Raw genomic sequence first — 21,754 nt, 5'->3', positions numbered from 1 at the left:
CGGAGGGGTTGCAAGCTCAAAGAACATCGAAAACCCTGCAGTCTGTTTCAAGGTTGAAAAGGACTGGATACAGGATAAAAAGGTTGACCAATCCTCCATTACCCTTAACAGTTACAGCGAGGACAAATGGGGGCAACTGCCAGTTTCCCTGTTGAAAGAAGATGATAAATACCTGTATTTCACAGCCGAAACCCCGGAATTCTCTTCCTTTGCTATTACAGGGGAGGCAAAAAGCACTTTGGGAGAATCTGAAACCGGAGTAAAGCTTGAATCGGAGACCAGAATGGTTAATGAAACTGATGCGGGAAGTAAAGGACCTGAAGCCGAACAGGAAACTGACCCGAAAGAAAGTGCGAGCGCGCCGGGCTTTGAAATGCTTTACGGATTAGCCGGTTTGCTTGCAGTGTTTCTGTATAAGAGGATGTAAAAAATAAAAAAATGTAAAAAAGTAGGGTGTCGGATTCGATATGAACAACAAAGAGAGGAGATTAATCCTCTCATTTTTCTTATTTTTCAGTTATTTCCTGACTTTTTAGCTCCTTTTTAGCTTATTTAACTCAATCTCATACCAGTCCGCGGAAAACAATTCTTGAATACAATGACTTTTGCTTCACTGGTTACTAAAAAAAGGTATTAACATTAAACCTGTTTATTCATATATTTTCCAACTGGACTTTTGTTTGAACAGCATTTGTTATGGGGAAAAATCAGAATAAATTAATTAAAATGTATTAAAATAAATAGTTATTTGTCATTATTATAGTAAAGCTCTAAACTATTTGAACTTTACAAATAATACATTCGGGAATAGACATCTGGGGAAGGGGAATGATAAGTAGACACTTTTCTTTTTTGTTAACTTTTATATTTTTTATTTTGACATCAGCGGTCGCGTCAGCTGGACAGGAGATTCTGATTACATCAAATGATGAAACGGGCTTTAATCCTGCGATTTATGATGATAAAGTAATATGGATGAGTGAAGAATACAATGGCGGCATTATTCGCATGCGAGATCTGTCTACAGGTAAAGAGGTACAGATCACAAATCGATCCGTTTTATGTCCTGCTATCTATGGCGATAAAATTGTGTGGGTGGATCGTGAAGAAAACAGCGATATCTATGTTTACGATCTTTCCACCAGGAAAGAAACTCGGATTACCACCAATAGGTCCGCAAGACATCCTGATATTTACGGCAACTGGATAGTGTGGGAGGATTCTCGAAACATATTTACGGATATCTACATTTACGATCTCACTACTCAGAAGGAAACTCAAATCACCACTAACACATCTTCGCACATTTCTGCGATCTATGATGACAGGGTGGTGTATGTAGGTACACGCAATGAAAGTGGGGGTAATGAAAGTAGAGGTGTCTACATGTACAACATCTCCACTCATACGGAAACTCAGATCCCCATAAGAGGAGGAATCAGCCGTGATATCTACGGGGACAGGATAGTTTACAAGAAAAATAACGACATTTACCTGTATAATATATCTACTTTCAAGGAGACTCCGATAACTACCAATGGATCAGTAAAAGATAAAGTTTTTAAGCGTTGCTGGACTGACCTGATTGACAATGTATCATTAAGAGAGCAACTCTTTAATGAATCTGCTTGTTTGGAGATAACCAATGTTGCATCAGTAGAAGATACGCTTGCTATCCATGGGGACAGGATAGTTTGGACTGATTGGCGCAATGGAAACTACGATATCTACATGTATGATCTCTCTACGCATAAAGAAACTCAGATCACTACTGATGAATCCGATCAGGTGAACCCCGTCATCTATGGTGACAGGATTGTATGGCAGGATTATTGCAGTTTAAGTGAAAATAATTACCCTTTTTTGTTCTATGAAGATTGTAGGATCTATGTATACAATCTCTCTGATAAACCCATAGCACCTTTTGCCTCTTTCTCTGCCAATGTAACATCCGGATATGGAAATGTGCCATTGACAGTATTATTTACTGATACTAGCGACGGTGGAAAACCAGCTTCCTGGTTCTGGGATTTTGGAGATGGTATTAATTCAAAGCATGCTCAAACAGCTATACACATATTCACAAAAATGGGGACATATAATGTCAGTCTAACAGTAAGCAATGCTGGAGGCAGTAGTACGGTTATGAAAGAAAATTGTATTACTGTAACTCCTCCACAAGCACCAGTAGCTGATTTCTTTTCTCCAGAGGTGAAAAAATGGTCTGGATCAATTCCTATAAACGAAACAGTGTCATTTATGGATAATAGTACAGGATCGCCTACATCATGGTTCTGGGATTTTGGTGATGGTGCCACTTCGACAGCCCAGAATCCAGCACATGTGTACAATGAATCGGGAGGGTACATAATTACATTGACTGTAAAGAATAAGATGGGGAGTGATACAGTATCTAAACACGGTTATGTAATCGTTGATGTTGAAGGTGGTGAACCCATCCGCCCTGATAATTTTACCTCAAATGTAACATCCGGAATCGCACCCCTTACTGTACAATTTATTACCGGAGATTATGCGTATGGATGGAATTGGGATTTTGGAGACGGAACATATTCAGATAACAGGACTCCTGTACATACATACAGCAAACCGGGAAAATACACTGTCAAGCTTAGCTCAGCCGATTTTGGTGGGTATGCTATGATAACAAAACACAATTACATCACGGTCACAGACCCTGATGTGCCATTGGCAGATTTCTCTGCAAACGTCACTTCTGGTCCGGCACCTCTAGTTGTATTATTCAATGATACCAGTACTGGCCCAGCCCCTACTTCCTGGCTATGGGATTTTGGTGACGGCATAAATTCACAACATGCCATGAATGCAACACACACTTTTACGAAGCCAGGGACTTACGCAATCAGTCTGAATGTGGAAAATGCTGCAGGTAAAAGTACAGTAACAAAACCAGATTACATAGTCGTTACAGATCCAGTCGTTACCAGTTCCAGTGGAGGGAGCAGCCACAGTAGTAGCGGAAGCAGCAGCGGTGGTGGAGGCGGTTCTCCAGAACCTGCAAAAAACGTTGAGGTAAAGGAACTTTCCCAGACATTCATTACAAACGGCAAAGAGGTAAAGTTTGATTTCTCAAAGAATGCGACCTGTGTTGTGTATGTAAGCTTTGACGCAAAGAGGACTCTGGGCAAAACCACAACCGTTACCGAGATGCTGAAAGAAAAATCCTCTCTGGTTTCCGAATTACCCTCTGGAGAGGTCTATAAGTCCTTTAACGTCTGGGTTGGAAACGGAGGGGTTGCAAGCTCAAAGAACATCGAAAACCCTGCAGTCTGTTTCAAGGTTGAAAAGGACTGGATACAGGATAAAAAGGTTGACCAATCCTCCATCTTATTTTTTGATCTTTTTAGGTCAAATGTCCAATTGGAAACAATGTCATTTTTTCTTTTTGCTATAATAGAAATAATAGAAAATAAAGAAAATTACTATTAAGAGAATTAAGAATATTGCAATAATTAATTCTCCAGGTATTATTTGGGTAGCATGACTTGTACTAGAACCAGAACTTGAGAAACCATTGTTCATGCTCTTAATCTGTTAATAAATTAGAAATGTTTTTCTGGATTTTTTATATTTTCAAAGTTTCAAACGATTTTCTCAATGAATTGCCTGAATGTCATGGATGCTATTCTAGCGGCGCTCAATGGAGCGCCGCTATTATCCTGAGAATTGCAGCATTTTGCTGAAAAAAATACTTTTTTTATCAGTGGCTGAATAATTACCTTATTTTTTATCATTTCAGCTGCTTACTGACTCTTCCAGCTCTTTTTCAGTCATTTTCCAGCAATTATTCAATCTCATACCATCCCGCTGAAGATAACCCTTGAAGCAGCAGCCGAGACTGCAAAAATAATTACCGTAATCGGGAGCATGCAGGAGAGGTCGTACTTCAGCTGCATCCGGTCTCCTCCGTATTCTATGGCTCCTGCAAAGCGTGTGAGGATGGCACTTATAAGGACAACGTAAACCCCTATTGCGAGCAGGAACTGGTCCGGAGGAATTGACTGGGAAAAGGTTTCGGGACTGATTTCCACAGGCATTCCGGACAGGTCTGCGGGTACCCTGCTGACTCTTTCTGCGACCTGGTTCAGGATTTTTGTAATGACTTCGGAAAGGGCAAGGGTAATTCCTGCAATAAGAGGGGCAAAGATTGCAGCAGTTGAACGCATTGTTGAAGTAACGTCGTAGAGGGAACGCCTGATGCGCTCTTCAACTGCACTGAGCTCTTTTAAGTGGTCTGCAAGCTTAACAATTGAAGCTCCTGCAGCTTCATGGTTTTTGTGGACGCTTTCAGTAAAGAGGAGCATGGTGTTTCGGATTCTTTCCGAATACACATGCCTGAAAGCCCCGAATTCGTCGTCAAAAACCGCGTCCCTGAGATTTGTCCTCATGCTGAGCAGGTTCATGGAAATTTCCTCAAAGGCTTCCCCTATTTTTGAGCCTTCCATGGTCCTGGCTGTATGGGCAAAGGCTTCTTCAGGGGCTTTTCCCTCCGAAATCCTTCTGCCGAGCACAAAAAGGGAATCTGCAAATTCCTGCTCCATCTGCTTTATCCGGTCTCTTATCTTCTTGTACGGAATAGATGAAAAGTAAAGGTAAATTGAGACCCCTGCAGTGCCTCCCACAACTAAAGGAAGGGCTGGAAGGAGATAACCCCCAAGAGGAGTTGTAGACACTATTCCTCCCGGGTTTCCGGCCGCGAGCAGCAGATACCCCAGAGGAGCTGTCAGGACGCAGACAAGGGCTCCGGAGAGTATGGCAACCCGCTTTTTCTGCCTTATATCTGCAAGGTCGGGATGGGAATCCGGGATATGCCTGGGAATAAAGGCAACGGGCCTCTGCATCAGGATATATTCTGAGTAGACTGCTGCAAGGACAGGAAACACAAGGTCATAGAGAAGTACAAGGTCCGTAATCTCGGGTTTCATCCCTACAACCGTGACCGCAGGCAGGAGAGCTACCAGGGCAAGAGGAATCAGGATGAAGATTGAGTAGAGCACGTAACTTGGGGTCTTCAGCTTTGCTGCAAAGGATTCCATCAGAGTTTCAGTGCCTTCAAGACTGATGTCGAGAGCCCGGTTCAGGGTAATGACCCTCTGGGCTTCATCAGGCTCGGCAGTTGAGCTTTTGATCAGGTGCAGGGAACGCTTGAAGTATTCACTGTTTCTGCCCCACAGGTCGGCAAAAGAGAGGAGAGCGTCATCCATGCTGCTGTAGAGCCTCAAATTCAGGTCCCAGGTCAGTTTTTTTAAGTCACTGGCAAGCGGCCTCTCCGAGTTCCGGGCAGCAAAGAGCACGGCATGTTCAAGATTGGGGACCAGTTTCATTGACATGATGATATAGCTTAAGATTTCCGGGATGTCTCCAAGGGAGGATATTTTCATAAAGCTGGCCTTTATCTTCACATACTCACTCAGGTAGCAGAGGACTATCAGCGGAATGATAAAGGTCAGGGTTCCCATAATGAAAAGAGTCCTGGGTTCAAAACTTCTGGAAAGGAGAAGAAAAAGGTCTATTCCGATAAGCAAAATTAAGGTTACAAACGTCCCCACGTAAGAAAATAACACCGTCTCGAAGGCTTCAAGGTCAAAACCGGTAAACCGGAGGGCGTCTCTGTACTCAGGACTCACGCTTTTTTCGCATTTCCTGCTGAATGCATCCGGGTCCTGAACAGTCCATCCCCACTGCTTTGTTGTGGTTTTGCAGGCTCTTACATACCAGCTGCTTTCTTCCATTTTCCTGACCTCAGACAGTTATTTTTACTTCTGGCAGCTGTTTTTCTTCTGATCTTTGTTTTATCTCAGATGATTGTTTTCCTTTTCCGGCCCGTACACGGGAAAAATTTTCAAACCAGGTTTCCCACTGCCTGTAAAGCTCTTCAAGATCGGCTCTTGAGGTCGATTCGGGACCTGTTTCAAATCCTCTGTTACCTGTCTTGATGGAATCCGAAAGCAGCCAGAACATATTGTTTGCCTCGCTTACGGCTTCGGCTTCAAGCAGGAATGGACTGTGAACTCCTTCAGCCGCAATCCTTTCTTTTATCCGTGTCCTGAGTTCGATATTTTTCAGGGCACTGTCAATGGAAATTCCCCATTTCCGGGCAATCTTTCCTATAAGTTCGGACTGTCCCTGTTCAAGCACCTTTCCTGCAAGCAGGCAGTCCTGGGAGGCATCATAATGCATGATGTCGGTAAAGAGCTCGGAAGGTTCGGGGTTTTCTATCGATGTACCGGTCACTTCTGCAATCCGGCTCACCCTTTTTATCTTTTTCATGCTCCCCCCGGGCCTGATGCCTGAGCATATTATCACCGCATCGGTTGCCTTAAAAGAAGCAGGAGGGACTCCAAGGGTGTGTACGACTCTCTCGTATACGTTTTCAACGGATGAACCGTGGATGGTCCCTATAACGGAATTTCCGGCATTTCCTACCTGCATGGCTTCGTAGAGCACTTTAACTTCAGGCCCCCTGACCTCTCCAAGCACCAGAGAAGAACTCCCAAGCCTCAGGGCAGCCCGAAGTGCGGTTTCAGGGCTCATTTCCGCTCCGGACTTCAGGACCGAAGAATGGGAACTCATCCCCAGCACCTTCCAGCCCAGGTCCTGGAGCTGTTCTGTCGGGAGTTCGTGGGTGTCTTCAATTGTAAGGATCCTGTATTTCTGGGGGATTTCAAGCAGCATTGCCGAGAGGAGAGATGTTTTTCCGGCTCCCACTTCTCCGGCAACAAGGACCGAAGCCTGCCCGTCCATAAGAAAACTCAAAAACCCGGCTGCAAAAGGAGAAATAGAGCCTGTATTGATCAGTTTCGGCAGGGTCCAGGGTGTGAGGGAGTGTTTTCGGAAGGCGTATGCAAGCCCGTTTGCACTTAGCGGGTCTCCGATTACGGATACTCTTACCCCGAAAGCTTCAAGGTTAAGCTCAAGCACCGGGACCGCTTCCCCAAAGGGTCTGCCGCTAATGGTCCTGAACCTTGAAACAAGAGAATCAAGATCGTCCTGCGAGAGAAATACGTTGCTTGTACATTCTTCTCCATCCATCACAACGTGCACAGGGTTCGTATCGGCAGGGGCATTGATGTATACGTCTGTTATCCCGGCATCGGAAAGGAGGTCTTCTACGATCCCGAGCCCGTTCGTGTACCTTGCAAGGAGGTCGGCATAGCTTTCAAGTTCATCCGGACTGCAGGCTTTCCCGTTTTCCAGCAGTTCTTCGCCCAGCAGGTCTTTTGCCATGCGTTTGAAGTACTCCCTGGCTCCGGTCGGGTCTGCAAAAGCAAGATCCTTTGGCCTGTGCCGGATCATCCTTTTCCTGACCGTCTCAAGCAGCCTGAGTTCCTCCTGCCGCAGGTTATACTCGGGAGGCCTGAGCATGTACAGCTTTTCCGGCCTGTCGGTGTAGCGGTAAATAGAGACCTCAAGGTTTCTTCCTTCCCTGCCGTTTATGTCATAACATTCGAGAAATTCGGTATTTTCAGGAGCCTCAGTGTAAATTCTCGAACTGGAAAAAGGCGGTCTGACGTGAGATTTGATCCTGCCTTCGTAATCAAAAAAATCCTCATCTGGTCTTTTATTCTCTTGTTTTTTGTTATCTTGTTTTTTGTTCTCTGGTCTTCTATTTTCTTGTCTTCCATTCTCCTGTCTTTTGTTCTCTGGTCTTTTATTCTCGTTTTTCTTTCCAGTGCCGGGAAATGAGAACGGAATTTTTCCGGATAAAGAAGCAGGGTTTACTTCTCCCGAAATGTCTTCTATCAGGCTTCCGGTTTTCTTTCCTGCATTTCCTCCAATTGTTACCTTTAATTTTTTCCATTCCTTTTCTTCTGAACGGTTTACATTTTCTTCCGTACTTTCTAACCAGCCTGCTTCCAGACAATAACCGGACTTTTTGAGGACAGGAACTTCAGGAAAGCCAGACATTTTCTCTTCGATTTCATTCAGGACGCTGTAGAAACACTCCGAGCATGCGAGGCAGACAGGAGTTGCATCCTGAACTCTACCAGCCATTTTTCCATGAATAATCTTTCTCAGTTCCAGCCGGGCTTTTAATGGGTCAGTTTCCACGGTTTCGGCAAGGGCAGAAATTATCTCTTTTCTCTCAAGGCTGCACTCCATTTTATCGGGCCGGTCGCATGCCTCAGGCACAACTTCAGTGCTCCTGTACGCTGTAATAGTTCCCTTGAAGCCTGCCAGAGCATAAAGCAAAGCCAGGGATTTTCCTTCGTAGTCCCTTTCATAGAGCCTTGAGAGTACAAAACAGTCGGCATGAATTTCTCTTTGGAGGATGCCGAAAATGTTTTTCCTGCAGTGAGAATCATTAAGTGAAGACCCTGCATCACATTCCTTGCAGTTGATAGCAATCGTTTTTCGATTTTTCGTCTGCTTTATCCTGTGCGGGCAGCTTTCTTCTTCCTCTTTGTTTTTTCCTTGAAGCAGGCCCGGACTGAAGCTGTTAACAGCGTCCTGCAGGCTGCTGGCAGCATCCTGAAGTTTAAGCATTATATCCAGAATTCAAACCCCCATTTCCCCTAATTACTTTGAAATTTATATTCAAATGTATTAAACTTTTTCTATTAATCGCCCTTTTTATTTTTGTAGATTTAAGTTTGCTAATTTATATAAGAAGATACTTCCCGTTAAACCCTGATCCATGCTCTATTATTCGCGTGCAGGAAACGCTAAAATACCAAAAGTGGACGTTCAGATCCTCTGTCTGCTTGAGAAATAATTCCCTTTCCCCGGGAAGCGCTTTTCAATCCACAATTAATAGGACGCCTCCGCCAGCTTGTCTGGAGATCCTTCATAAAAAGAACTAAAGGTGAAAACAAGACTTGAAAATGAGTGCTATTAATGCGTATTTAATTCTGTTTTGTGTTTCTACGCACCGATGTCCTATGTCACTTATTATATTTGCTTTTTTATGCCACTTTTACTTTCTGGCTTTTTCTCTTCTTCTGTCTCTTTTTTGTCTGAAAGGCCGCTCTCCTGCGTCGAGCGTGACAAAAATGACGAGAGACAGCGAATGATGTTGTATGGGTCGAGAGATCTATAAATTAGTCCGCTTGAACGAGCGGAGCGAGTGAAACGGACCGCGTACTCCCGAGGCGCAATTCGGGCGAGGCGCAATTCGGGCGAGGCGCAATTCGGGTGGGTCAACTAAAGTATCTGTTTTTAGGTCTTACGTTAGGGGGAAGAGATACCAGAAAGCGACATTGACGTCCTGGTTGAGTTTGCCGAACGGAAAAGCCTGCTCACTCTGGTAAATATAGAACTGGAGCTTTCTGACTACCTGGGCATAAAAGTAGACTTGCTTACTGAGAAATCGATAAGTTCTTACCTGATTGATGGAATTAAAAAAGAAGCTAAAGTGATCTCTGAATGAAAAAGGACGATAGATTATATCTCAGTCACATTATAAAGTCAATTTATTAATTACTTTTACAACAGTTGTTCTCCTGTGGTTACTCGATGCAGGGTAGGTGCTCCAGGATGTACGCGACCCGGTCTTCCGGAGACATTCCTCTGGCTACAGCTGAATTTTCGGCGAAAGCTTCATAATAGATCGCAGGATCGGTCCATTCTGCGGGAAGATGAGGAATAATATCTTTTTCGCCGATGGTTTTGATGACCTTTCCCCCTGTCATGACAATAGACAATTCCGGGACGTCTCCGGTTATCTCCGCACCTGCCGCTATGATCGAACCTCGTCCGATCTTAATCTTTCGTCCGTCCGCGAGAACCGTAGTGCCGGCGCCAACCCAAACTTCAGGATCGAACTCGATGTCCCCTCCATTTTTGGAAATGACCTTTACTCTGGGCGCGAGCAAATCCCATGGAGAAAAGTTCAACGTGCATCCGGGATCCGTATGAATGTAGCTTCCCTGGTTTACTGTCATTCTTTTTTTGAGGACCGGAATGTCACCTTCTATTGTGACGGGTCCGGGGATAAGGCATATGCGAAGAGCTTCCTTTGACGAATTGCTAAAAAATATAAATAAGTCGTCCGAAGGCTCTATACTTTTTACTCTGTAAATTTTGGCATCGGACATCAGTGGAAGATCCAATGATCTGGTGAGGTCGGCGCTTACGTCTTGCGAGTCCAGATGCGCAAGTCCCTCGGGTGTCAAACGGCTTTCAAGAGTCAGGTGTTCGTGTGCCGAAAGATTCTCTATTGGACGGAAAAAGTTTCTGCCTTGCAGAAGAATTTTGTTCGCGTCGCCTACGACACAGTAGGATGGAATGTCTTTCGTAATGATAGTGCCAGGAAGAATAATGGCCTTTTCACCGATAGTAATAGCTTCGGCTTTTCCACTATTGACGACAACCGTGCCGCTCCCCAGCAACACACCGGAACCTACGTCAATCGGCCCCATTTTGTGCAAATGACGCTGGCTGGGGTGAAAAGGATGCCCAACAGTAATCAACAAAGCCTTTTGACCTATAACAGCTCCATCTCTTAGTGAAAGCCCACCATGCGCCATGAGGAGGGCTTCAGCGCCTACGCTGACGTTGTGGCCCAGCATGGTTCTGGAAAACATGTCTCCAGCAAACGGTATTTCCGCTTCCGGATCGAGCCTGAGGCTGTCGACATTGTTGGCTTTGTCCAAAATGTTGAAGACTCTTTTGAGGTTTTTCAGGCTCTTATCGGCAAGAAATTTTAGATACCGATCGCGCTGTTCGAACCAGAGAACCCGGATCGAAAGGTCCGAGGGATTCAGCAGCTCTCCCTTTGCTCCAAGTATCTGTCTTTCAAAAGAAATATCATTCACGTGGGTATCTCCTCAAAATATTGCGTAACACTTGTGGAAACTAGATTCCTACATAAAAAAATTTTGGCGTCATAGTCCCGTTCATAGAGCCTTGAGAGTACAAGACAGTCGGCATGAATTTCTTTTTGGAGGATTGAATCTTACTGATGATAATTATCAGACAGCCTGTTTAGGGTAAGGTGGCTGCACGCAATATTATTTGAAGATATTTAAAAACGCTATCAAGAAAATATATTGATTTTTGAACAAAATACTATGGAACCCTAATTTGACATATTCTGCTAATTAATACAGTATTTTCTTACACAAAACACATCGCATTGACATGCTATATTTTAGTAAAATGGATAATGTCCGGAAATCATAAGATGAAAGACAGAACTTTGAATTGTATTAAGAAAACAGAAACATGAAGCCCATTTTAACATTATAAAATGTGTGCTTCTGTCAAATATGGGATGGAATGTAGATTTCAAAACTATATGGTTGAATTACCGAGGCGCTAAATTATGGGGCTCGCCAAACGCTACACAAAAAACTTTCAACCTGAACCGAAAATATTAGCTTTTTCTCTCTAATTTTCTGGAATTTGCTCTTCTGCGAGACTGGATTTTCAATACTCAAAAACAGCTTCAATCGACAGCTCTGCCAGTTTCAGCACATCTTCTTTAAAGGCGAACAGGTTCTCAAAAACAGCTGAATCTTGTCCTCTCAGGAGTTCCTGCTTAACTCTCTTGCCCACGATATCATCGCTTCCCTCTATCAGCCTGAGAACAACCGAGCCGGGAAAGATTTTTGTCTCACAGGTGACATTATCGCAGTCCCCGTCTGTGATTCCAATGATCGGGATTCCAAGCCTGAAAAGGATGTCTCCTGCTATGGCTGTGGTGTCGTCTCCGATGGTGACTGCAAGTTTAGCCCCGGAAGCCAGTTCATAGGAATTTTCGGCGTCATGGTCTATAAGTACAACTTTTCCTGTCCCTGCCCCTGCCCAGGAAATAGGACCTGATTTTCGGGCGCTGGGATCTTCTTTTCTGGCATCCGGGAGTAAGGAATTGCTTCTTCGGATGTCCCCGCTTTTTACCCAGGCTCCGGCAAGGTCAACAGGGTCCCTTTTTTCGTAATTATGAAGTTTTTCGAGCCCGTGCTCCTTTATTTCTCCGCCTTCGATTGAGATAATGAAACCGTTTTCAGCAATTATTCTTACCCCGGAAGATAGGGCTTTTCCGATTACAAGCCCGTTTACAAGGATGTTTTCTCCGGGAAAAACACCTGAGATTTCGCGGATGATTCGGGCTTTTCCGGTTTTCGAGACGTTTTCTCTGGAAACAGGATTATGAAAGCTCAGAAGCTTTTCGGCAGGAAGTCCAAAGGCTTCAGAGAGTTTTTCAATGTAGCTGCCGGCTTTTTTGTTCAGGGGTATTAGCTTCCCGCTGGTACAGCCCGGGCTTTCTATCTGGATCAGTGGTTTCTTTTCAGGGTCCTTCAGGCGAGAGGCAACCTTTGCTCCAAAAATCATGCCTGTTTCGGGCGTTTTCCCCCTGTTAAGGAGGCATACAAGGTCTGAGGTTTCAAAAAAGGATTCAATGCAGGCGCTCGGCTTCAGGTGCCGGCTTATGTCTATAACATTTTCAAGCCCTGCGTCAAGGACAGCTGTCTTTCCCATGGTTCCGCCAAGCTGTGTCTCTACTTCACCTATGCAGGAAAGCTTTTCCAGAACGATTTCCGCTTCTCCCGAATCGATTACTTCGGGCCCGTGGATTACCAGACTGATTTTCATTCTCACTTGATTAACACTTAAGGGCACATGTTATATTACCCTTTATTCATCCCCTTGTGTGCTCCTTATACCTGCCTGAACAACGTGTTGTATAATAATTATCCGATTATTATCGAAAATTACATTACGCATTGTTACGTTCTGACAAAAACATAAGGAAAGAGGCAAAGAGATGGCTGACGTAAAAATTACCTGGCTTGGGCATGCTGCTTTTTTGCTCGAAGCCGAAAAGAAATTGCTGATTGACCCTTTTATTTCCGGAAACCCGAAAGCTCCATGCACCCCTGACGCTCTGGACCCCGACATCATAGCCGTAACCCACGGGCACCGTGACCACCTTGGAGATGCCATCGAGATCGGAGCCCGTACCGGCTGCCGGATCATCTCGATTCATGAGGTTGCAAACTATATAAAATCAAAAGGAGTCTTTGCCGAAGGCATGAACAAGGGAGGCACAATGGAAGTGGAAGGGGTGACCCTTACCATGACTCAGGCGCTTCATTCTTCCTCAATTGATGCTTCAGGCTTCAGTTTCGACGGAGGCAGCCCGGCAGGGTTTTTGATAGGTATTGGCGGGCATTCCTTTTATCATGCCGGAGATACGGGTGTTTTCGGGGACATGCAGCTTATAGGAGAACTCTATGAACCCGAAATCGCCCTGCTGCCCATAGGAGACAGGTTCACCATGGGAATAAAGGAAGCCGTAAAAGCTGTGGAACTGATCCAGCCCAAAATCGTTGTGCCAATGCACTACAACACCTTCGATGTCATCAAGCAGGACCCTGAAGAGTTCAGAAAAGCTGTGGAAGCAAAAGTTGATACGAAAGTAATTATTATGGAACCCGGAGAATCGATCGAGTTTTGATTTTCAGGGTTTTTCTTTTTTCTTTCTTCTTTGTTCCGTTTCGTTCTTTTTTTCTTTCGTTCTTTTTTTCATTCCTTCTATTTCTCAATAAAAATGAAGTGGAAAAAATAGAAGTAGAAAACCCGGGATTTCAGATCCCGAGCTTCTTTCTCTTTTCCATGATGTGCTGTTCGATCCCTTCAACTGCTTTCACTGCATCCATTTCCACGCTCATGACTCCGCCTGTAACTTCCCGGCAACCTTCTGTCAGCAGTTTGACAAGGTTCGGGCCTCCGGTGACGGTCGGGACAGGATTTACATAGGTGTAGAGCCCGAGCGCCAGGGCAAAGATGGCGTCGATTGTGGCTTTTTGCTCCATGTATTCGGGGGCTGCGGCAGCAACAGGAAGGTCCGGGACAGGGACTCCTCCGAGGGCTCCGGAGATTGCTCCCAGGAGGTCGGCAAGCCGTCCGGTGTCGGTGCAGGTCCCGTAACTGAGTACTGGAGGGACTCCGAGGGCTTCACATACGGCTTTCAGGCTGTCCCCTGCAAATTCCCTGGCTTCGGGGGAGCAGAGGCCTGCAACCTGCATGGCTCCATTCCCGCAGCCCATAGACAGGACCAGGATGTTCCTCTTGATCAGTTCTTTTACCACTGCAACGCTGTGCACATCCTGCCCGGAGTCCCTTAATGTAGTGCAGGATACCATTCCGACCACTCCTTTGATTGCACCGCTTTTTATGGCATCAAGGAGAGGGTCGAGGGTACCTCCGAGGGCGTCAAGAATGCTCTCGGTTGAAAAGCCGACAACTGCCTCTTTCATCGGGAGTTTCAGGGCGGTTCCAACCGAACTTTTCCTGTGTTTGAAGTTTTCAATTGCCATATCCAGGAGTTTTGCTGCCTGCTGATCGGCTTCTACCGGGTTGTAGTTCAGGCGCTCGGTGATACCTTCAAAAGCCACAAGTTCGCTTACGGGCATGAGTTTGAAGCCGTATTTCTTGGCGTAGAGGGGGGCTACCGGAAGCGAGCAGTTCATGTCTGCGGCAAAAAGGTCCACACTCCCGCTTGCGAGCACCGCTTCCTGAGAAATCCAGTTTCCGGTAAAACCGTAGAACACATCGTCTTCCTCCCACCTCTGGATCATTTCCTGCCCGGTTTCGATGCTGGCAATGATCCTCAGGCCTTTTGCCCCGGCTGCTTTTGCTTTCTCCTGCCACTCGGGCTTCCGGGCAAGCTGGACCATGGCAAAGCCTATGAAAGGTTCGTGCCCGTTCGGAAGCACATTTATGTACTCAGGGTCCAGCACGCCAAGGTCAACCCTCATCATGTGAGGCCTTGGGATGCCGAAAAGGATGTCCTGGCAGTACTCATTTACAATCTGGCTCTGGTATGCCATCGCAACTCCCAGGCGCATGGCTTTTAAGGCCAGGCTCACGTAGTACCCATCCACGTTTGTCAGGCAGGAGCTTGTTGAAAACATCATCTCCCCATAGATCCCGCCCGGGAAGATGTCCAGTTCCTTCCACTTCTCTTTTCTTTCCGGGGGGGCAAGGAGCTCCACAATCCGGCTCGGCTCGTAAGCCGGCCTGTTAAATTCTTTTTCTACAAACTCGCACAGGCGAAGGGCAACTTCGGAGTCCGTCCCGCTGGTTTCTAGCCCCAGCCGGCTTGAAAATGTCCTCAACTTTTCAGGTTCACTTATTTTGTAAGGGGTGTTGCCCTTTGCGGTTTCCCTCAAAGTCCGGATTGTCTGGTCTGTATGGTAGTGATAAGTCGAAGCCCCCATTACGTTCCTGAGCAGCATCATCCGCATTGCCATCCCGTCAGCAGTGATCCCGCATACCCCTCTTTTGTCCTTTTCAGCGTCCGAACGACAGGGCCCGTTGGAACACAGGTCACAACGGGCTCCTGCCATACAGAAAGTGCACCTCTTGTCCGGAACTCCACCTATTCCCTGAGCCTCATAGCGGTCCCAGACATTTGTCATATTATCTTCCTTTATCCGCTCATACATCTTTTGAACGGACTCGTGATAGGAAATCCTTTCTTTGTCCATGGTTATTACTCCCCGGTTAACTGCCGCTCCCTTCTCCTTCTTACCTCAAAGATCAGGAGGTCCCCTCCAGGCATTACATTGTATGAACATTTTCTTATGAAGCAAATATCAATCAGTAAGCCTGGTTGCAGTTATCAGTATATCGGCGCAGGAAATATTTACAATTAATTAGAAGCACGGTAGCTGTTAAGGAAGTATGCGGACTGTTTGAATAAGAAATGTGTTGACTGTTTGAATAAGAAATGTGTTGACTGTTTGAATAAGAAATGTGTTGACTGTTAAAATTAGAAGCGTGCTGACTGTTATACTGCATTATACCGAATTTGAGAAAAGGTACGGAAAAAAAGCTAATCCCAGAAGGTGCAGAAAAAAAGGCTGATCCTGGAAGGCACAATAAGAAAGGAAGAAGTTGTACTTGCGTTAGTTTTTTGTGCCTTCCATGGTTTGTGGAATTTATACCTTACTCAAAGTTATACATTATTCAACACTGTTTTCAAGACTGTTTATATATATATCTTATAAGTGTGGTTGTCCTCAACCCGGAAAGTTATTGATTCATCCTGTTCCGTTTCATAATCGAGGGACTTTTCGAGTGTAGTGTCGTAGACCTGTGTATTGTTTCCTGCGGTTATGTTTACGTTTACAAGAGCGCTGGCACCATTTGTATGTGCGTCGAATGCAACCAGTTTCTCATTATATTGCAGGTTTTCAAAACTTGCATCATATGTATTCCTGCTGATCTGGTTGTATTCATAAAATGACACTACGGTCATGTTGTTTGATTCATAGTTATCCACCCAGTTCTGGAACTTTGAGCGGCTTATTGAGTATTTTATTGCAGGTTCCAAATCAAGTTGATGGGAGAATACCGGATAGGAAATGCCTGCTTTTGATGCTGGCTCCCACCATTCCCATGTATCATCGTATAAGTTTCCTACATCCCTTTCCGCGTGAATTGCTGCGTCTCCGTTTCTCCAGGTCATTCCTAAGTTTTCGTATGCATAAATTGCATGCGTAAGGTTATCGCGATTTCTCAGGCAGCACCAGCTTGTTGGTTTCTGGCCTATTTTTTCAGACACGTACAGGTATTCTTCATCCATTACCCTGTATGCTTCTTCAAGTGGAAGGCTGTTTAACTCCTTTGTATAGTGTATGCCAACTTCCCAGGAATCGTTAACAACCAGATTGCGCAGGTACTCAACGTATGTGTCATTTGATTTCTCAAACATTCCCTTATCAAACCACATTGTACCTCTATACCCTTTGCTGTTCAGGTAGTCGATTCCTTCCCCGGTTGTATTCATTGGTAAAGGTCCGTCAAGTCCGAACGGGATCATCTTACTATCCCCGATTGCAGTTACGAGTTTCCTCTCCGTTGTCTGGTTTATATCGTATATGTCAACATCAAGGTAAGTTCCTTCTCCAAGGATAAAAGCGGTGAACTTGATATATCCACTTGAAAAATCGATATAAGGAAGCTTTTGCCTATCTAGATTATAGAACGGGGTAACGATGGAGTTTCCATCCTGTGCGTAAATTGTGTTTGTTTTGTTATAACCGTCAAATATTATTTTGAAATTTGTTTTTTCTGACGCGTCACCTAGAATAACTTTTTCGTATTTGGTTACTCCAGAAGAGTCTCTGTAATAACTTTTAAGTATAGTCTGACCCTCGCTTTCTCGTATAATCAGTCTTGAACCCGGACTATCCAGTTCAACAAAGCTTTGCGGGTCATCTGCATTTATGTCCATTGAGATTTCATAGGCACATTTTACCATTGGTGTAAGGTTGCATATGTACAGGGCCCCTGCCTGCCTTGGTTCCTCGAGGTAGTGAATTATCGGGACAGAGGTACATTCACAAAAAGTAAAAATATCCAGGGTGCTTCTAAAGTGCTCCAGGTATTCATTGATTCCAAAACAAGAGATAGTATCCATACCCGGAAGCAAACTGCATGGAATTAGAGGAAAGTCTCTTACATTATTATACTTCAGCCCTGTTGAAGTATTATTGAAAAACAGTTCTGATTCTTGCGTTGCATATATACTTGAATATAGTTTATCGTAAGCCTTTTCTCTCTGAACCTTTGCGATAAAAACATTAGCTGGAAGATTATTTATTTCAGAGTAGTTCTGTGAAAACAGGATGATGCTTCCCTGATTAATATTCTCAACCATTTTTGAGCTATCCGTATCCGGGGATGCGTATGCCTCTCCTATCCACAGGTAACTTATCATAAGTAGTATGAACATAAACACTTTTAGATGACTACAATTCCTCACTAAATCACCAAAATTAATTTATAATTTCCATCTCTACACTCACCATGAAGTTTTATACCTTTTGACTCAACAACCTTCGGAAGGGTATTCTGGAAGCTCTCCGCTTAACTGTTTTTAAAATTATATTTGGAATGTTTGGGTCTTGCTAATGTATGTAAATTTTTTCATTATCCTAAATTTATATTTTCCAGTAAAAACTTCGTTTTATCTATTATCACCTGTAAATTAATGTTTTCTTTTCCATTCGATTTGTTTTTATATAAATATACACGTGAAATTCCTCAAATAACAGGCACAAGAAAATGAAAGTACTTCTCAAATCACAGTATTTTCATGCCAGGAAAGGAATCACAGGGTTATTGAAACAACTACTAAAATTTATTGACAATTTTCTTAAATCTCTCAATAACGGTCTGAATCTGGGGTTTAACTAAGATGGGAAGTCCCTTCCTCGGAGCGAAGCAACAGGTGGGGTAGTTCACAGCGCAGATTTAATTTATATTTAAAACATAATTGTAACTATTGTTTACCTATAACATTTTATAGCATCAATACGAAATCACCGGCATGAACATGACGACAAATATAAAACAGATTCCACTCGCGTTCGGAAGCGGGGTTTTTGAGCTGAATATCCCTGAAAAAAACATTTCCAGCTTGATCCTGCCTTCGGAACCTATTAAAAAGGAGGATGGGGCTCTTTTAATCAGGAAAGCGCTCGAGAATCCCATAAAAAGCAAGAGACTTTCCGAGATTGTAAACCCGGAATCCAGGATTGCAATTATTGTAAGCGATGTCACGAGGCCCACTCCCACCGCAAAAATTCTTCCTCCTCTGCTTGAAGAGCTTTATTCAGGGGGAGCAAGGGATGAGAACATCACAATTATCTTTGCTCTCGGGCTTCACCGCCAGCAGACTGAAGAGGAGTCAAAGAAACTGGTCGGGGAGGATATCTACAAAAAAATCCGGTGCATCCAGCACGACACTTCCAGGTGCAAACGGATTGGGGTAACCAGCCGTGGCACTCCCATTGAGATCTTCGAAGAAGTTCTTGATGCTGATTTTGTTATTGGGACAGGGGGAATCGAGTTCCATTACTATGCAGGATACAGCGGTGGAGCAAAGTCCGTACTTCCCGGTGTAAGCTCTGAGGAGTCTGTGCTTACCAACCACAAAATGATGATCGAGGAAAATGCGGTTTCCGGAAGGGTAGACAGTCCTGTAAGGCAGGATATGGAAGAAGCTGCAAAGGTCTTTGGCCTTAAATTTATTCTTAACGTTGTGCTTGACAGCAAAAAAGGAATAGTTGCTGCCGTTGCAGGTGATTTTATCGAAGCCCACAGGAAAGGGGTCGAGATTGTGGACGCCATGTATAAAGTGTCCGTAGAACCTGCAGATGCTGCGGTCGTTTCCTGCGGAGGTTATCCTAAGGACATCAACCTCTACCAGGCAAACAAAGCCCTGGACAACGCAACCCAGGCTGTAAAAGACGGCGGCTCGATCATCCTTGTAGCGGAATGTGCCGAAGGGATAGGAAACCAGATCTATGAGTGCTGGAACCTGGAATGCAAAACTCCGGAAGATGCAATAGAGCGCTTCAAGCACTGCTTCGAGTTTGGAGGTCACAAGAGTGCAATCGTTGCAAAAGCTGCACAGAAGTTCAAGCTTTACCTTGTCTCGAAGCTTCCGGAAGATAAAGCCAGAACCGCATTCTTTACGCCGATGTCAAGTGTTCAGGAAGCCCTGGCTGCAGTCCTTTCAGAAAATCCTGATGCAAAGGTTCACCTGATGCCTCATGGGGGGCAGACCCTGCCTGTCAGAAAAGAAAATTGAAGGATTCTAAAGAGAACACAACAGGTCAAAGCGGCAGAAATTTCGGTCTCATTTCTCTTTAAAATCTGTATTTCTTTCTTTATTTTTCAGGGCCTCCAGACAGGCTGGCGGAGGCACTTGTATTTACCTGTGAATTAAAAAACGTTTATCGGGGCTAAGGAAAGTATTCTCTCAGCCCCGGAGTATTTCTCCAATGTATTGTTTTTCTTAATTGTGGTGTCGTTTTGTCGGGCGCTTTTTATCTGGCTGACAGGCCGGCCCAGATACGTTGCTGCGCAGGGAGAGAGAACTAAAAGCTTTCATCTCCGGTATTCCGTAAGAGATGTGCCAATAATCAGGGAAAATCAAAAAGAGAGGAAATAGAAAAAGAAGTGGCGCATAAAAATGCGCCTGATTTTTTTAAAAAAGGGAACAGGCTTAAATGCCTGTTGATTCAGCTGCCTTGTGTGATGCTGTCTCCGAGATTTCCTCTTCTTCGTCTTCAAACCTGAGCCTGTAAGCCTTCTTCAGGAATTCGGCTGAAGGTGGGACTGTCATAAGGCTTACCACTATCAGGGTAAGGAAGGCGAGTGGGGTTGCAACCAGAATAGGGTCCACAAGGGGCCAGGTGCCGGTAAGTAAAGTTTCCTTTCCGAAGATTGCCAGGCAGATCTTGAGAGGCACAGCTTCTTTTGCATGTACAAAGATCAACCAGAACAGACTGCTTATCGAGCCTACAACAAGGCTCGCAGTTGCTCCGGCTCTTGTTGTGCGCTTCCAGAAAAGTGCTCCCATGTAGAGAGGCAGGAAAGCGGAAGTGCACAGGCCCATGAACATGGCAGTAGCCCTCGCGATGATGCTTACTGGAAGGATGTAAGCCAGAGCGACCGAGACCAGGATGGTAAAGGCAATTCCTAACTTCGTAGCGTGGACGGCTGTTCCCGTGGACTTGCCGTTCATGAGGCCCTGCTGGTAGAAGTCGTGTCCTATGGATGTGCCCATTGTGTGGAACTGGGCAGCTGCAGTAGACATTGCAGCTGCTAGCAGGCTGAGCATGAAGAGTGCTACAAAGGTCTCGGGCATGGCCTGGTTCAGGAATTCGGGCATTATAATGTCAGTGTTCCCGCCCGCAACCTGAAGGGAAATCATGCCTGTAGTCCTGTAGAAGTAGACGTTGGAAAGAGCTCCCACTACGTACGCGACTCCTGCCATCATCAGGATAAAGGGACCTCCCACAAGAACTGCTCTTTTCAGGGAGCGGTCGTCTTTTACCGTCATGAACCTCACTGCGAGCTGTGGCTGGGCAAGCACCCCTATCCCAACTCCCAGGGTGATTGTGGAAATCATTGTCCACCAGATAGGGGAGTTGAAAGCCGGCATTGCAGTCCAGCCCCTGTGGCCCTGGTCAACAAGGGCTTGAGGAACAAGGCTTGCCATATCAGTAAGAGCCTGGTGGGCGCCTACAACTCCACCCAGTTTACTGTAGGTGAACACCAGCAGAAAAGCCATTCCCAGCAGCATGAGAGTACCTTGCATGGCATCCACGTACATTACTGATAAGAGACCACCTTTAATCACATACGAAGCAATGATAATAGTAAAGATAAGGAGAGCGAGGTTGTAGTTGATTCCAAGCGTGGTCTCAAGGAACCTTCCGGCCCCTATGAGCACACTTGCAGCGTAGAGAGGCATGAATACTGCTATTAAAAGCCCGGAAAAGCCCTGGATAAACCTGGACTGGAAGCGTTTTCCTATAAACTCAGGGTAAGTTATGGACCCAAGGTTCAGCCCCATACGCCGGGTTCGAGGGCCAAAGACCACGAAGGCGATGAAGATGCCGAAAAAGATGTTCATAAAGACTAGCCACAGAAGTCCCATTCCCAGTGAAGCGGCTACTCCTCCAAACCCTATTATTGCGGAAGTGCTGATGAATGCAGCTCCGTAGGAGAGAGCCATAATTGCCGGGTGCACCTGTCGGCCGGCGAGCATATACCCATCGGTCTGGGAATTCTTCTTATACCCCAGGCGGGCAACGTAGAAAGTGCACACAAGATAAATGAGAACAAACAGGATAAGAGTTGAAGTATTAACTGCCATAAAAATCATTCCTGAAGAATTCAAATTGTTGTTTTTTCGCAGGAGTTGTTAAAAAAAGTCTGATTAAAAAGGCACTTTGAGCTG

12 protein-coding genes are annotated in these 21,754 nt (G+C 45.0%); 5 read left to right on the top strand and 7 right to left on the bottom strand.

Going from position 1 to position 21,754, the window contains the following annotated elements; all coding sequences use genetic code 11:
- Together EO92_RS09340 and EO92_RS09335 are read left to right on the top strand one after the other, a co-directional pair.
- Positions 1-427, top strand: a 427-nt coding sequence (locus EO92_RS09340) for a PGF-pre-PGF domain-containing protein (RefSeq protein WP_048171109.1), incomplete at its 5' end; no start/stop codon positions are given.
- Positions 428-828: 401 nt separating this feature from the next.
- Positions 829-3,471, top strand: a complete 2,643-nt coding sequence (locus EO92_RS09335) for a PKD domain-containing protein (protein ID WP_052734322.1) — start codon at positions 829-831, stop codon at positions 3,469-3,471.
- A 365-nt stretch (positions 3,472-3,836) separates the two neighbouring features.
- Here EO92_RS09335 and EO92_RS09330 read toward each other — a convergent pair whose 3' ends face one another.
- On the bottom strand, positions 3,837-5,774 hold the full coding sequence (locus EO92_RS09330) for a hypothetical protein (RefSeq protein WP_048171107.1): 1,938 nt from the start codon (positions 5,772-5,774) through the stop codon (positions 3,837-3,839).
- Between the two features lie 10 nt (positions 5,775-5,784).
- Complete coding sequence (locus EO92_RS09325; protein ID WP_048171105.1) at positions 5,785-8,529, bottom strand: type II/IV secretion system ATPase subunit; 2,745 nt, start codon at positions 8,527-8,529, stop codon at positions 5,785-5,787.
- A gap of 697 nt (positions 8,530-9,226) precedes the next feature.
- On the opposite strand from EO92_RS09325, the gene EO92_RS18520 reads away from it, so the two are divergent.
- A complete protein-coding gene (locus EO92_RS18520) occupies positions 9,227-9,412 on the top strand; it encodes a nucleotidyltransferase family protein (RefSeq protein WP_369793138.1) in 186 nt (61 codons plus the stop codon).
- 79 nt (positions 9,413-9,491) lie between these two features.
- Here the strand turns inward: EO92_RS18520 and EO92_RS16710 are convergent, their stop codons facing one another.
- Together EO92_RS16710 and EO92_RS09315 are read right to left on the bottom strand one after the other, a co-directional pair.
- A complete protein-coding gene (locus EO92_RS16710) occupies positions 9,492-10,799 on the bottom strand; it encodes a hypothetical protein (protein ID WP_052734321.1) in 1,308 nt (435 codons plus the stop codon).
- 613 nt (positions 10,800-11,412) lie between these two features.
- Positions 11,413-12,579: a DUF2117 family protein gene (locus EO92_RS09315; RefSeq protein ID WP_048171126.1), complete on the bottom strand. Its 1,167-nt coding sequence runs from the start codon at positions 12,577-12,579 to the stop codon at positions 11,413-11,415.
- A 172-nt stretch (positions 12,580-12,751) separates the two neighbouring features.
- Between EO92_RS09315 and EO92_RS09310 the strand changes: the two genes are divergently transcribed.
- On the top strand, positions 12,752-13,444 hold the full coding sequence (locus tag EO92_RS09310) for a metal-dependent hydrolase (protein ID WP_048171103.1): 693 nt from the start codon (positions 12,752-12,754) through the stop codon (positions 13,442-13,444).
- Positions 13,445-13,574: 130 nt separating this feature from the next.
- Here EO92_RS09310 and cooS read toward each other — a convergent pair whose 3' ends face one another.
- Together cooS and EO92_RS09300 are read right to left on the bottom strand one after the other, a co-directional pair.
- Positions 13,575-15,479 carry an anaerobic carbon-monoxide dehydrogenase catalytic subunit gene (cooS, locus tag EO92_RS09305; RefSeq protein ID WP_048171100.1) on the bottom strand — a complete coding sequence of 635 codons (1,905 nt, stop codon included), beginning with the start codon at positions 15,477-15,479 and terminating at the stop codon, positions 13,575-13,577.
- 503 nt (positions 15,480-15,982) lie between these two features.
- Entirely contained in the window at positions 15,983-17,716 is a 1,734-nt protein-coding gene (locus EO92_RS09300) for a hypothetical protein (protein ID WP_235283268.1), read from the bottom strand.
- Between the two features lie 618 nt (positions 17,717-18,334).
- Between EO92_RS09300 and larA the strand changes: the two genes are divergently transcribed.
- Positions 18,335-19,594, top strand: a complete 1,260-nt coding sequence (gene larA / locus EO92_RS09295) for a nickel-dependent lactate racemase (RefSeq protein ID WP_048171124.1) — start codon at positions 18,335-18,337, stop codon at positions 19,592-19,594.
- 417 nt (positions 19,595-20,011) lie between these two features.
- On the opposite strand, the gene EO92_RS09290 is transcribed toward larA, so the two are convergent.
- Positions 20,012-21,670: a sodium:solute symporter gene (locus EO92_RS09290; RefSeq protein ID WP_048171097.1), complete on the bottom strand. Its 1,659-nt coding sequence runs from the start codon at positions 21,668-21,670 to the stop codon at positions 20,012-20,014.
- Positions 21,671-21,754: the final 84 nt, after the last annotated feature.

Source organism: Methanosarcina sp. 2.H.A.1B.4, from assembly GCF_000979385.1.
Taxonomy (GTDB): Archaea; Halobacteriota; Methanosarcinia; order Methanosarcinales; family Methanosarcinaceae; genus Methanosarcina.
The sequence above is the reverse complement of the archived record's forward strand: the minus strand, read 5'-3'. Positions and strand labels throughout refer to the sequence as shown.

Bases quoted from the DNA above. Each gene is read 5' to 3' on its own strand.
- EO92_RS09300 (WP_235283268.1), bottom strand. From the start codon at position 17,716: ATGATAAGTTACCTGTGGATAGGAGAGGCATACGCATCCCCGGATACG.
- EO92_RS09315 (WP_048171126.1), bottom strand. From the start codon at position 12,579: ATGAAAATCAGTCTGGTAATCCACGGGCCCGAAGTAATCGATTCGGGA.
- cooS (WP_048171100.1), bottom strand. From the start codon at position 15,479: ATGGACAAAGAAAGGATTTCCTATCACGAGTCCGTTCAAAAGATGTAT.
- EO92_RS09335 (WP_052734322.1), top strand. From the start codon at position 829: ATGATAAGTAGACACTTTTCTTTTTTGTTAACTTTTATATTTTTTATT.
- EO92_RS09290 (WP_048171097.1), bottom strand. From the start codon at position 21,670: ATGGCAGTTAATACTTCAACTCTTATCCTGTTTGTTCTCATTTATCTT.
- larA (WP_048171124.1), top strand. From the start codon at position 18,335: ATGACGACAAATATAAAACAGATTCCACTCGCGTTCGGAAGCGGGGTT.
- EO92_RS09325 (WP_048171105.1), bottom strand. From the start codon at position 8,529: ATGCTTAAACTTCAGGATGCTGCCAGCAGCCTGCAGGACGCTGTTAAC.
- EO92_RS09330 (WP_048171107.1), bottom strand. From the start codon at position 5,774: ATGGAAGAAAGCAGCTGGTATGTAAGAGCCTGCAAAACCACAACAAAG.
- EO92_RS09310 (WP_048171103.1), top strand. From the start codon at position 12,752: ATGGCTGACGTAAAAATTACCTGGCTTGGGCATGCTGCTTTTTTGCTC.